Annotated in this window: 11 protein-coding genes; all 11 read left to right on the forward strand. The window is 32.6% G+C overall.

Translation table 11 applies throughout. The annotated features are described in order from the left end of the window. The first annotated feature begins 29 nt into the window (after positions 1-29). Positions 30-1,196 (forward strand): ADP-forming succinate--CoA ligase subunit beta, encoded by a 1,167-nt coding sequence (sucC, locus tag IDG64_RS09675; RefSeq protein ID WP_001020803.1) that lies wholly within the window; start codon positions 30-32, stop codon positions 1,194-1,196. Positions 1,197-1,217: 21 nt separating this feature from the next. Beyond that, positions 1,218-2,126: a succinate--CoA ligase subunit alpha gene (gene sucD, locus IDG64_RS09680; RefSeq protein WP_000110253.1), complete on the forward strand. Its 909-nt coding sequence runs from the start codon at positions 1,218-1,220 to the stop codon at positions 2,124-2,126. A 226-nt stretch (positions 2,127-2,352) separates the two neighbouring features. Continuing rightward, complete coding sequence (locus IDG64_RS09685) at positions 2,353-3,471, forward strand: LysM peptidoglycan-binding domain-containing protein (RefSeq protein WP_001041668.1); 1,119 nt, start codon at positions 2,353-2,355, stop codon at positions 3,469-3,471. Positions 3,472-3,498: 27 nt separating this feature from the next. Next, complete coding sequence (gene fmhC, locus IDG64_RS09690; RefSeq protein WP_000672867.1) at positions 3,499-4,743, forward strand: FemA/FemB family glycyltransferase FmhC; 1,245 nt, start codon at positions 3,499-3,501, stop codon at positions 4,741-4,743. 172 nt (positions 4,744-4,915) lie between these two features. Continuing rightward, positions 4,916-5,788 carry a DNA-processing protein DprA gene (gene dprA, locus IDG64_RS09695; RefSeq protein WP_000593192.1) on the forward strand — a complete coding sequence of 291 codons (873 nt, stop codon included), beginning with the start codon at positions 4,916-4,918 and terminating at the stop codon, positions 5,786-5,788. Positions 5,789-5,961: 173 nt separating this feature from the next. Continuing rightward, the gene (gene topA / locus IDG64_RS09700; RefSeq protein ID WP_001557331.1) at positions 5,962-8,037 is read left to right on the forward strand and encodes a type I DNA topoisomerase; all 2,076 of its coding nucleotides are present in this window, start codon (positions 5,962-5,964) and stop codon (positions 8,035-8,037) included. A gap of 155 nt (positions 8,038-8,192) precedes the next feature. Then, the gene (trmFO, locus tag IDG64_RS09705; RefSeq protein ID WP_000195254.1) at positions 8,193-9,500 is read left to right on the forward strand and encodes a methylenetetrahydrofolate--tRNA-(uracil(54)-C(5))-methyltransferase (FADH(2)-oxidizing) TrmFO; all 1,308 of its coding nucleotides are present in this window, start codon (positions 8,193-8,195) and stop codon (positions 9,498-9,500) included. Positions 9,501-9,916: 416 nt separating this feature from the next. Continuing rightward, positions 9,917-10,813 (forward strand): tyrosine recombinase XerC, encoded by an 897-nt coding sequence (gene xerC, locus IDG64_RS09710; protein WP_001015602.1) that lies wholly within the window; start codon positions 9,917-9,919, stop codon positions 10,811-10,813. Continuing rightward, positions 10,810-11,355, forward strand: a complete 546-nt coding sequence (hslV, locus tag IDG64_RS09715) for an ATP-dependent protease subunit HslV (protein ID WP_000072681.1) — start codon at positions 10,810-10,812, stop codon at positions 11,353-11,355. Before xerC ends, hslV begins: the two co-directional genes overlap by 4 nt. A 65-nt stretch (positions 11,356-11,420) precedes the next feature. Next, positions 11,421-12,824, forward strand: a complete 1,404-nt coding sequence (gene hslU, locus IDG64_RS09720; protein ID WP_000379054.1) for an ATP-dependent protease ATPase subunit HslU — start codon at positions 11,421-11,423, stop codon at positions 12,822-12,824. A 24-nt stretch (positions 12,825-12,848) separates the two neighbouring features. Next, the coding region (gene codY / locus IDG64_RS09725) for a GTP-sensing pleiotropic transcriptional regulator CodY (RefSeq protein ID WP_206171314.1) at positions 12,849-13,505 on the forward strand (657 nt) is incomplete at its 3' end.

Below are 13,505 nucleotides of genomic sequence, written 5' to 3' on the forward strand. Positions count from 1 at the left end.
ACTTAACCTAAGTAACAGGAGGATGGAAGATGAATATCCACGAGTATCAAGGTAAAGAAATATTTCGTTCAATGGGCGTTGCAGTTCCAGAAGGACGAGTAGCATTTACTGCTGAAGAAGCGGTGGAGAAAGCAAAAGAATTAAATTCTGATGTTTATGTTGTAAAAGCACAAATTCATGCTGGAGGTAGAGGTAAAGCAGGCGGAGTAAAAATTGCTAAATCTTTATCTGAGGTAGAAACATATGCAAAAGAATTATTAGGGAAAACTTTGGTGACACATCAAACTGGTCCAGAAGGTAAAGAAATTAAGCGTTTATATATCGAAGAAGGTTGTGCTATTCAAAAAGAATATTACGTTGGATTCGTTATTGATCGTGCGACTGACCAAGTAACATTGATGGCGTCTGAAGAAGGGGGCACTGAGATTGAAGAAGTTGCTTCGAAGACTCCTGAAAAGATCTTCAAAGAAACTATCGATCCAGTAATCGGACTTTCACCATTCCAAGCAAGACGAATTGCGTTTAATATTAATATTCCTAAAGAATCTGTTAACAAAGCTGCTAAATTCTTATTAGCACTTTATAATGTATTCATTGAAAAAGATTGTTCAATCGTAGAAATCAACCCATTAGTTACAACAGCTGATGGTGATGTATTGGCATTAGATGCTAAAATTAATTTTGATGATAATGCATTATTCAGACATAAAGATGTTGTAGAATTACGTGATTTAGAAGAAGAAGATCCGAAAGAGATTGAAGCGTCTAAACATGATTTATCATACATTGCATTAGATGGTGGCATCGGATGTATGGTTAATGGTGCAGGTTTAGCCATGGCAACAATGGATACGATTAATCATTTCGGTGGAAACCCAGCCAATTTCTTAGATGCAGGCGGAAGCGCTACTAGAGAAAAAGTAACTGAAGCATTTAAAATCATTTTAGGTGATGAAAATGTTAAAGGTATTTTTGTAAATATTTTCGGTGGCATTATGAAATGTGATGTTATCGCAGAAGGTATCGTTGAAGCTGTAAAAGAAGTAGATTTAACTTTACCACTAGTTGTACGCTTAGAAGGTACAAATGTTGAGTTAGGTAAAAAAATCTTAAAAGACTCAGGATTAGCAATTGAACCAGCAGCAACAATGGCTGAAGGTGCACAAAAAATTGTTAAACTAGTCAAAGAAGCATAAGGAAAGGATGGGAGCACTAAGATGAGTGTATTTATAGATAAGAATACTAAAGTAATGGTACAAGGTATTACAGGGTCTACTGCCCTTTTCCATACAAAACAAATGCTTGATTATGGTACGAAAATAGTAGCAGGTGTGACGCCTGGTAAAGGTGGTCAAGTTGTTGAAGGCGTTCCTGTTTTCAACACTGTTGAAGAAGCTAAAAATGAAACCGGGGCAACGGTTTCAGTCATTTACGTTCCAGCACCATTTGCTGCAGACTCAATTTTAGAAGCAGCTGATGCAGACTTAGATATGGTTATTTGTATCACTGAACATATTCCTGTATTAGACATGGTTAAAGTTAAACGCTACTTACAAGGTAGAAAAACACGTTTAGTTGGTCCAAACTGTCCAGGTGTGATTACAGCAGATGAATGTAAAATTGGTATTATGCCTGGCTATATTCACAAAAAAGGTCATGTTGGTGTAGTATCACGTTCAGGTACACTAACATATGAAGCAGTGCACCAATTGACTGAAGAAGGTATTGGTCAAACTACAGCTGTTGGTATTGGTGGAGACCCAGTCAACGGAACAAACTTTATTGATGTTTTAAAAGCATTCAATGAAGATGACGAAACGAAAGCAGTTGTTATGATTGGTGAAATCGGCGGTACAGCTGAAGAAGAAGCAGCTGAATGGATTAAAGCGAATATGACAAAACCAGTTGTAGGCTTTATCGGTGGACAAACAGCACCTCCTGGAAAACGTATGGGACATGCTGGTGCAATCATTTCAGGTGGTAAAGGTACTGCTGAAGAGAAAATTAAAACATTAAATAGTTGTGGTGTGAAAACAGCGGCAACACCTTCAGAAATTGGTTCAACATTAATTGAAGCTGCTAAAGAAGCAGGTATTTATGAATCATTATTAACTGTTAATAAATAAAGTTAAAAGATGATATAAATGGCTATAGCCCATTCCGTACTTTATAAAAGTATCGGAAATGGGCTATTTGTCATGCAATGAATTTTAGTACACTTTTCATATTTGGGAAAGGCAAGTTAATTATTTTACCTCCTACAATAGCTTTATAAAACAAAGTAAATTTTAATTAAAATATATAGTACGCTATGTTATAATGTTTATATATTATTGTAAGGAGTGTTTCATCATGAATAAACAACAAAGTAAAGTACGCTATTCAATTAGAAAAGTTAGTATTGGAATTTTGTCAATTTCAATAGGTATGTTTTTGGCATTGGGTATGTCGAACAAAGCATATGCAGATGAAATTGATAAATCTAAAGATTTTACAAGAGGGTATGAGCAAAATGTATTCGCGAAATCAGAGTTAAATGCTAATAAAAATACGACAAAAGACAAAATAAAAAATGAAGGTGCTGTTAAAACATCGGACACAAGTTTAAAGTTAGACAACAAATCAGCAATTTCAAACGGAAATGAAATTAATCAAGATATAAAGATTTCAAATACTCCGAAAAACTCAAGCCAAGGTAACAATCTAGTTGTTAATAACAATGAACCTACTAAAGAAATTAAAATTGCAAACTTGGAAGCTCAAAATTCTAATCAGGAGAAAATGAATAAAGTTACTAATAATTACTTTGGTTACTACAGTTTTAGAGAAGCTCCAAAAACACAAATCTATACTGTAAAAAAAGGAGACACACTTAGTGCTATAGCATTAAAATACAAAACTACAGTTTCAAATATTCAAAATACAAATAATATAGCAAATCCTAATTTAATATTTATTGGTCAAAAATTAAAAGTGCCAATGACACCATTAGTAGAACCAAAACCAAAAACAGTGTCTTCAAATAATAAAAGTAATAGTAATAGCAGTACATTAAATTATTTGAAAACATTAGAGAATAGAGGATGGGATTTCGACGGTAGTTATGGATGGCAATGTTTCGATTTAGTTAATGTATATTGGAATCATCTTTATGGTCATGGATTAAAAGGATATGGAGCTAAAGATATACCATATGCAAATAATTTTAATAGTGAAGCTAAAATTTATCACAACACACCAACTTTCAAAGCTGAACCTGGGGACTTAGTGGTTTTTAGCGGAAGATTTGGTGGAGGATATGGTCATACAGCTATTGTCTTAAATGGTGATTATGATGGAAAATTAATGAAGTTCCAAAGTTTAGATCAAAACTGGAATAATGGTGGATGGCGTAAAGCAGAGGTTGCACATAAAGTTGTTCATAATTATGAAAATGATATGATTTTTATTAGACCATTTAAAAAAGCATAATTTAAATCGAAGGCAGGACATTGAAATATGAAATTTTCAACTTTAAGTGAAGAAGAATTTACCAACTACACCAAAAAGCACTTCAAACATTATACACAGTCTATAGAATTATATAATTATAGAAATAAAATAAATCATGAAGCACATATTGTGGGAGTGAAGAATGATAAAAATGAAGTTATAGCTGCATGTTTATTAACAGAGGCACGAATTTTTAAATTCTACAAATATTTCTACTCTCATAGAGGTCCTTTACTTGATTATTTCGATGCTAAATTAGTTTGTTACTTTTTTAAAGAATTATCTAAATTCATTTATAAAAATAGAGGAGTATTTATTCTTGTTGATCCATATTTAATAGAGAATTTAAGAGATGCAAATGGTAGGATAATAAAGAATTATAATAATTCAGTGATAGTAAAGATGCTAGGGAAAATTGGGTATCTCCATCAAGGTTATACAACAGGATATTCAAATAAAAGTCAAATTAGGTGGATTTCTGTATTGGATTTAAAAGATAAAGATGAGAATCAACTTTTAAAAGAAATGGAATACCAAACTAGAAGAAATATAAAAAAGACTATTGAGATTGGTGTTAAGGTTGAAGATTTATCTATTGAAGAAACAAATCGATTTTATAAATTGTTTCAAATGGCTGAAGAAAAACATGGTTTTCATTTCATGAATGAAGATTATTTTAAACGAATGCAAGAAATATATAAAGATAAGGCAATGTTAAAGATAGCTTGTATAAATCTTAATGAATATCAAGATAAATTAAAAATACAATTATTGAAAATCGAAAATGAAATGATGACTGTGAACAGAGCATTAAATGAAAATCCAAATTCTAAAAAAAATAAATCAAAATTAAATCAGTTAAATATGCAATTATCTAGTATTAATAATAGAATTAGTAAAACCGAAGAACTAATATTTGAAGATGGACCTGTTTTGGATTTAGCTGCTGCTTTATTTATATGTACTGATGATGAAGTTTATTATCTATCAAGTGGATCAAATCCGAAATATAATCAGTATATGGGTGCATATCATCTACAATGGCATATGATAAAATATGCAAAATCACATAATATTAATAGGTATAATTTTTATGGAATAACAGGCGTCTTTAGTAATGAGGCGGATGATTTTGGTGTTCAACAATTTAAAAAGGGTTTTAATGCACATGTTGAAGAATTAATTGGTGATTTCATCAAACCAGTAAGACCAATTCTATATAAATTTGCAAAACTTATTTATAAGGTTTAATTATAAAGTATGTTGGAAATTGAAATTTTAAATTCTTTCCAACATACTTTTCACTTTTTAAGTCAGTATTTTTACTCCTTAAAATAACATTACATCGACAATGTTTTTGTATTAGAAATGTAAAACAAAAATAGAATATGATTTTGTATGATTACAAAAAGGAGTTGATTTATTGATTAAACTATTTTTGCTTAAGTTATACTGGGCACACTTTTCGACTAAACAAATTCATCAATTTTTAATGGCATATCCTAATGTAATTAAAGAGGAGGGAAGAAAAAAAGATAGTTATTTATGTGAATGGGTGAATAGGGAAGAAAATGTTCATTTATTACGTAAATACTATGCTTTTATAAAACTTGATCATAACGATATTATTAAAGAACTGCAGAAATTAAAAGTAAGTTACATTACATATATGGATTCTGAATACCCAGTGCTATTAAAAGAAATATATCAATTTCCATTACTTCTTTTCTATAAAGGGAACATCAAATTAATAAATAATATGCATCATTTGGCAGTAGTAGGTGCAAGAGATTCTACAAGTTATACCCAACAGTCTTTAGAATTTTTATTATCAAATGATAAAAGCAAATATTTAACAATTGTTTCCGGCCTTGCTCAAGGAGCTGATGCAATGGCACATCAAATAGCTTTAAAATACAATCTCCCTACAATTGCAGTTTTAGCCTTTGGCCATCAAACACATTATCCCAAAAGTACATTAGCATTAAGAAATAAAATAGAAGAAAAAGGTTTAGTTATATCCGAATATCCACCACATACACCAATTGCTAAATATAGATTTCCTGAGCGCAATAGAATTATCAGCGGTTTGTCAAAAGGGGTTTTAATTACTGAGGCTAAGGAACAAAGTGGCAGTCACATCACGATAGATTTTGCATTAGAGCAAAATAGAAATGTTTATGTTTTACCTGGATCTATGTTTAATCCTATGACAAAAGGTAATTTATTACGTATCCAAGAAGGTGCTAAGGTAGTATTAAACGCTAATGATATATTTGAAGACTACTATATTTAAAACTAAAAATAATGAGTTGCTTCATATTTCTTTTGTTACCCTTTGTAATTTATTTTTTAATAAAATCTATAAAAAATAGACAGGGAAAATGATTTGTTTAGATATAAAACGTTGACAAAAGCAAAATTAAGCGTTTATCATTTATCTTTAGTAATTAGATTAGCGAGGGGGAAATGACATTGGCAGATAATTTAGTCATTGTTGAATCGCCTGCAAAAGCAAAAACCATTGAAAAGTATTTAGGTAAGAAATATAAAGTTATAGCTTCAATGGGACACGTCAGAGACTTACCAAGAAGTCAAATGGGTGTCGACACTGAAGATAATTACGAACCAAAATATATAACAATACGCGGAAAAGGTCCTGTTGTAAAAGAATTGAAAAAACATGCAAAAAAAGCGAAAAACGTCTTTCTCGCAAGTGACCCCGACCGTGAAGGTGAAGCAATTGCTTGGCATTTATCAAAAATTTTAGAGCTTGAAGATTCTAAAGAAAATCGCGTTGTTTTCAACGAAATAACTAAAGACGCTGTTAAAGAAAGTTTTAAAAATCCTAGAGAAATTGAAATGAACTTAGTCGATGCACAACAAGCGCGTCGAATATTAGATAGATTGGTTGGCTATAACATCTCGCCAGTTCTATGGAAAAAAGTAAAAAAAGGTTTGTCAGCGGGTCGAGTTCAATCTGTTGCACTTCGTTTAGTCATTGACCGTGAAAATGAAATTCGAAACTTTAAACCAGAAGAATATTGGACTATTGAAGGAGAATTTAGATACAAAAAATCAAAATTCAATGCTAAATTCCTTCATTATAAAAATAAACCTTTTAAATTAAAAACGAAAAAAGATGTTGAGAAAATTACAGCTGCACTAGATGGAGATCAATTCGAAATTACAAACGTGACTAAAAAAGAAAAAACGCGTAATCCAGCAAACCCATTTACAACTTCTACATTACAACAAGAGGCGGCACGTAAATTAAACTTTAAAGCAAGAAAAACAATGATGGTCGCACAACAATTATATGAAGGTATAGATTTGAAAAAACAAGGTACGATTGGTTTAATAACATATATGAGAACCGATTCTACACGTATTTCAGATACTGCCAAAGCTGAAGCAAAACAGTATATAACTGATAAATACGGTGAATCTTACACTTCTAAACGTAAAGCATCAGGGAAACAAGGTGACCAAGATGCCCATGAGGCTATTAGACCTTCAAGTACTATGCGTACGCCAGATGATATGAAGTCATTTTTGACGAAAGACCAATACCGATTATACAAATTAATTTGGGAACGATTTGTTGCTAGTCAAATGGCTCCAGCAATACTTGATACAGTCTCATTAGACATAACACAAGGTGACATTAAATTTAGAGCGAATGGTCAAACAATCAAGTTTAAAGGATTTATGACACTTTATGTAGAAACTAAAGATGATAGTGATAGCGAAAAGGAAAATAAACTGCCTAAATTAGAGCAAGGTGATAAAGTCACAGCAACTCAAATTGAACCAGCTCAACACTATACACAACCACCTCCAAGATATACTGAGGCGAGATTAGTAAAAACACTAGAAGAATTGAAAATTGGGCGACCATCAACTTATGCACCGACAATAGATACGATTCAAAAGCGTAACTATGTCAAATTAGAAAGTAAGCGTTTTGTTCCTACTGAGTTGGGAGAAATAGTTCATGAACAAGTGAAAGAATACTTCCCAGAGATTATTGATGTGGAATTCACAGTGAATATGGAAACGTTACTTGATAAGATTGCAGAAGGCGACATTACATGGAGAAAAGTAATCGACGGTTTCTTTAGTAGCTTTAAACAAGATGTTGAACGTGCTGAAGAAGAGATGGAAAAGATTGAAATCAAAGATGAGCCAGCCGGTGAAGACTGTGAAGTTTGTGGTTCTCCTATGGTTATAAAAATGGGACGCTATGGTAAGTTCATGGCTTGCTCAAACTTCCCGGATTGTCGTAATACAAAAGCGATAGTTAAGTCTATTGGTGTTAAATGTCCAAAATGTAATGATGGTGACGTCGTAGAAAGAAAATCTAAAAAGAATCGTGTCTTTTATGGATGTTCGAAATATCCTGAATGCGACTTTATCTCTTGGGATAAGCCGATTGGAAGAGATTGTCCAAAATGTAACCAATATCTTGTTGAAAATAAAAAAGGCAAGACAACACAAGTAATATGTTCAAATTGCGATTATAAAGAGGCAGCGCAGAAATAATATTTTTATTTCCTAGATACATTTTAAGGTTGTTAAATAGAATCATTAGTGAATCTTATTTTAAAGATAGTAATGGATTAATCTAAATAAGTGCGGATAATATAAACATAACAACATAATTAAAAGACATAAATGACAATAAAAGGAGTATAGAAATGACTCAAACTGTAAATGTAATAGGTGCTGGTCTTGCCGGTTCAGAAGCGGCATATCAATTAGCTGAAAGAGGAATTAAAGTTAATCTAATAGAGATGAGACCTGTTAAACAAACACCAGCGCACCATACTGATAAATTTGCGGAACTTGTATGTTCCAATTCATTACGAGGAAATGCTTTAACTAATGGTGTGGGTGTTTTAAAAGAAGAAATGAGAAGATTGAATTCTATAATTATTGAAGCGGCTGATAAGGCACGAGTTCCAGCTGGTGGTGCATTAGCAGTTGATAGACACGATTTTTCAGGTTATATTACTGAAACACTTAAAAATCATGAAAATATCACAGTTATTAATGAAGAAATTAATGCCATTCCAGATGGATACACAATTATCGCAACAGGACCACTTACTACAGAAACCCTTGCGCAAGAAATAGTGGACATTACTGGTAAAGATCAACTTTATTTCTATGATGCGGCTGCTCCAATTATTGAAAAAGAATCTATTGATATGGATAAAGTTTACTTAAAGTCCCGTTATGATAAAGGTGAAGCTGCATATTTAAACTGTCCTATGACTGAGGATGAATTTAATCGCTTTTATGATGCAGTATTAGAAGCTGAAGTTGCGCCTGTAAATTCATTTGAAAAAGAAAAATATTTCGAGGGTTGTATGCCTTTTGAAGTAATGGCAGAACGCGGACGCAAGACATTACTATTTGGACCAATGAAACCAGTAGGATTAGAAGATCCAAAGACTGGGAAACGTCCTTATGCAGTGGTTCAATTAAGACAAGATGATGCTGCTGGCACACTCTACAATATTGTCGGCTTCCAAACGCATTTAAAATGGGGAGCTCAAAAAGAAGTTATTAAATTAATTCCAGGTTTAGAAAATGTTGATATTGTTAGATATGGTGTGATGCATAGAAATACCTTCATTAACTCACCGGACGTATTAAACGAGAAATATGAATTGATTTCACAACCAAACATACAGTTTGCGGGACAAATGACTGGTGTTGAAGGTTATGTAGAAAGCGCAGCTAGCGGCTTAGTTGCAGGTATCAATCTTGCGCATAAAATATTAGGCAAAGGTGAGGTAGTATTTCCTAGAGAAACGATGATTGGAAGTATGGCTTACTATATTTCTCATGCTAAAAATAATAAGAATTTCCAACCTATGAATGCTAACTTCGGGTTATTACCATCTTTAGAAACTAGAATTAAAGATAAAAAAGAACGCTATGAAGCACAAGCTAATAGAGCTTTGGATTACTTAGAAAATTTCAAAAAAACTTTATAAAATAGTTAGAAAGACTAGATATGCTATTCATTCTTAAGTCATCAACGAGTAAGTAATGACTTTCTAAATGGAAAATACTTATCCTAGTCTTTTTAATTTTGGAATTGTTACGTATTTCTGACAATTTAGAATTCGCATTCAAAAAATATCTAAATAAATAACACGCAATAAGTTGATTGATGTAACATGTAAGAGAATGTTTTAAATAAACTTTATTTAAAAGGCAATGAAATAATAAATGGCAAGGCTATTAATAAAGACTTTTAGTAATTAATTTAAAAAAGAGGTATTCTAATTAACAGGTTTTCCGATTAGTTACAATTATTTAATTCTCAAAAGATTTAGAATTGATTATCAAATTACTGTAAGCCCTTTGCTGTATATGCTACAATTCTTATTGATGGAGGGTAAATGTATTGAATCATATTCAAGAAGCGTTTTTAAATACATTGAAAGTTGAACGGAATTTTTCGGAACATACATTGAAATCATATCAAGATGACTTAATTCAGTTTAATCAATTTTTAGAACAAGAACATTTACAGTTGAAAACTTTTGAATACAGAGATGCTAGAAATTATTTGAGCTATTTATATTCAAATCATTTGAAAAGAACATCTGTTTCTCGTAAAATCTCAACGTTAAGAACTTTCTATGAATATTGGATGACGCTTGATGAGAACATTATTAATCCATTTGTTCAATTAGTACATCCGAAAAAAGAAAAATATCTTCCGCAATTCTTTTACGAAGAAGAAATGGAAGCGTTATTTAAAACTGTAGAAGAGGACACTTCAAAAAGTTTACGGGATCGAGTTATTCTTGAATTGTTATATGCTACAGGTATCCGTGTTTCGGAATTAGTTAATATTAAAAAACAAGATATAGATTTTTACGCGAATGGTGTTACCGTATTAGGAAAAGGGAGCAAAGAGCGCTTTGTACCGTTTGGTGCTTATTGTAGACAAAGCATCGAAAATTATTTAGAACATTTCAAACCAATTCAGTCATGCAATCATGATTTTCTTATTGTAAATATGAAGGGTGAAGCAATCACTGAACGCGGTGTACGATATGTTTTAAATGATATTGTTAAACGAACAGCAGGCGTAAGTGAGATTCATCCCCACAAGCTCAGACATACATTTGCAACGCATTTATTGAATCAAGGTGCAGACCTAAGAACAGTACAATCGTTATTAGGTCATGTTAATTTGTCAACAACTGGTAAATATACACACGTATCTAACCAACAATTAAGAAAAGTGTATCTAAATGCACATCCTCGAGCGAAAAAGGAGAATGAAACATGAGTAATACAACATTACATGCAACAACAATTTATGCTGTAAGACATAATGGGAAAGCAGCTATGGCTGGAGATGGACAAGTAACGCTTGGTCAACAAGTCATCATGAAACAAACGGCAAGAAAAGTGCGACGTTTATATGAAGGTAAAGTGTTAGCTGGTTTCGCAGGTAGTGTAGCAGATGCGTTTACGTTATTTGAAAAATTTGAAACAAAATTACAACAGTTTAGTGGTAACTTAGAAAGAGCTGCTGTTGAATTGGCACAAGAATGGCGAGGCGATAAACAATTACGTCAATTAGAAGCTATGCTAATTGTAATGGATAAAGATGCTATTTTAGTTGTCAGTGGAACTGGCGAAGTTATTGCCCCAGATGATGACCTTATCGCTATTGGATCAGGAGGCAACTACGCATTAAGCGCAGGACGTGCATTGAAACGCCATGCATCGCATTTGTCTGCTGAAGAAATGGCATATGAGAGCTTGAAAGTAGCGGCTGATATTTGTGTCTTTACCAACGATAATATTGTTGTTGAAACACTATAATAATCAGAGCACGATAAATAATTACGACCAATTAATTTTAGTTAAAAGACGGAGGAATGAAATTAATGGATACAGCTGGAATAAGATTAACTCCAAAAGAAATCGTATCTAAATTAAATGAATATATCGTTGGACAAAATGATGCTAAACGTAAAGTGGCAATTGCCCTACGTAATCGATACAGAAGAAGTTTATTAGATGAGGAATCAAAGCAAGAAATTTCACCTAAAAATATTTTGATGATTGGACCAACCGGCGTTGGTAAAACTGAAATTGCAAGAAGAATGGCCAAAGTTGTTGGCGCGCCATTTATAAAAGTAGAAGCTACTAAATTTACTGAGGTAGGTTATGTAGGACGAGATGTTGAAAGTATGGTTAGAGATCTTGTTGATGTTTCAGTAAGATTAGTCAAGGCGCAGAAAAAATCATTGGTACAAGATGAAGCAACAGCTAAGGCCAATGAAAAACTTGTTAAGTTATTAGTTCCAAGTATGAAAAAGAAAGCGTCTCAAACGAATAATCCTTTAGAGTCACTTTTCGGAGGTGCAATTCCAAATTTCGGACAAAATAACGAAGATGAAGAAGAACCACCTACTGAGGAAATTAAAACAAAACGTTCTGAAATTAAGAGACAGCTAGAAGAAGGCAAACTTGAAAAAGAAAAGGTAAGAATTAAAGTCGAACAAGATCCTGGTGCTTTAGGTATGCTAGGTACAAATCAAAATCAGCAAATGCAAGAGATGATGAATCAATTAATGCCTAAAAAGAAAGTTGAGCGAGAAGTTGCTGTTGAGACGGCAAGGAAAATCTTAGCTGATAGTTATGCGGATGAACTAATTGATCAAGAAAGCGCTAACCAAGAAGCGCTTGAATTAGCAGAACAAATGGGTATCATCTTTATAGATGAAATCGACAAAGTTGCGACGAATAATCATAATAGTGGTCAAGATGTCTCAAGACAAGGTGTTCAAAGAGATATTTTACCTATACTTGAAGGTAGCGTTATTCAAACCAAATATGGTACTGTGAATACTGAACATATGCTGTTTATAGGTGCTGGAGCTTTCCATGTATCTAAGCCGAGTGACTTGATACCAGAATTGCAAGGTCGTTTTCCGATTAGAGTTGAACTTGATAGTTTATCGGTAGAAGATTTTGTAAGAATTTTGACAGAACCAAAATTGTCATTAATTAAACAATATGAAGCATTGCTTCAAACAGAAGAAGTTACTGTAAACTTTACCGATGAAGCAATTACTCGCTTAGCTGAGATTGCTTATCAAGTAAATCAAGATACAGACAACATTGGTGCACGTCGACTTCATACAATTTTAGAAAAGATGCTAGAAGATTTATCATTCGAAGCACCAAGTATGCCGAATGCAGTTGTAGATATTACCCCACAATATGTTGATGATAAATTAAAATCAATTTCAACAAATAAAGATTTAAGTGCATTTATTCTATAAAAATATACAAAAGGAGAAAAATTCATGAGCTTATTATCTAAAACGAGAGAGTTAAACACGTTACTTCAAAAACACAAAGGTATTGCGGTTGATTTTAAAGATGTAGCACAAACGATTAGTAGCGTAACTGTAACAAATGTATTTATTGTATCGCGTCGAGGTAAAATTTTAGGGTCGAGTCTAAATGAATTATTAAAAAGTCAAAGAATTATTCAAATGTTGGAAGAAAGACATATTCCAAGTGAATATACAGAACGATTAATGGAAGTTAAACAAACAGAATCAAATATTGATATCGACAATGTATTAACAGTATTCCCACCTGAAAACAGAGAATTATTCATAGATAGTCGTACAACTATCTTCCCAATTTTAGGTGGAGGAGAAAGATTAGGTACATTAGTACTTGGTCGAGTACATGATGATTTTAATGAAAATGATTTGGTACTAGGTGAATATGCTGCTACAGTTATTGGTATGGAAATCTTACGTGAGAAGCATAGTGAAGTAGAAAAAGAAGCGCGCGATAAAGCTGCTATTACAATGGCAATTAATTCATTATCTTATTCTGAAAAAGAAGCGATTGAACATATCTTTGAAGAACTTGGCGGTACGGAAGGCCTATTAATCGCATCAAAAGTTGCAGATAGAGTTGGTATTACTAGATCTGTAATTGTAAAT

The sequence above is a fragment of the Staphylococcus sp. EG-SA-15 genome (assembly GCF_017151895.1).
Taxonomy (GTDB): domain Bacteria; phylum Bacillota; class Bacilli; order Staphylococcales; family Staphylococcaceae; genus Staphylococcus; species Staphylococcus aureus.

Bases quoted from the DNA above. Each gene is read 5' to 3' on its own strand.
- sucC (WP_001020803.1), top strand. From the start codon at position 30: ATGAATATCCACGAGTATCAAGGTAAAGAAATATTTCGTTCAATGGGC.
- sucD (WP_000110253.1), top strand. From the start codon at position 1,218: ATGAGTGTATTTATAGATAAGAATACTAAAGTAATGGTACAAGGTATT.
- IDG64_RS09685 (WP_001041668.1), top strand. From the start codon at position 2,353: ATGAATAAACAACAAAGTAAAGTACGCTATTCAATTAGAAAAGTTAGT.
- fmhC (WP_000672867.1), top strand. From the start codon at position 3,499: ATGAAATTTTCAACTTTAAGTGAAGAAGAATTTACCAACTACACCAAA.
- topA (WP_001557331.1), top strand. From the start codon at position 5,962: ATGACATTGGCAGATAATTTAGTCATTGTTGAATCGCCTGCAAAAGCA.
- trmFO (WP_000195254.1), top strand. From the start codon at position 8,193: ATGACTCAAACTGTAAATGTAATAGGTGCTGGTCTTGCCGGTTCAGAA.
- hslV (WP_000072681.1), top strand. From the start codon at position 10,810: ATGAGTAATACAACATTACATGCAACAACAATTTATGCTGTAAGACAT.
- hslU (WP_000379054.1), top strand. From the start codon at position 11,421: ATGGATACAGCTGGAATAAGATTAACTCCAAAAGAAATCGTATCTAAA.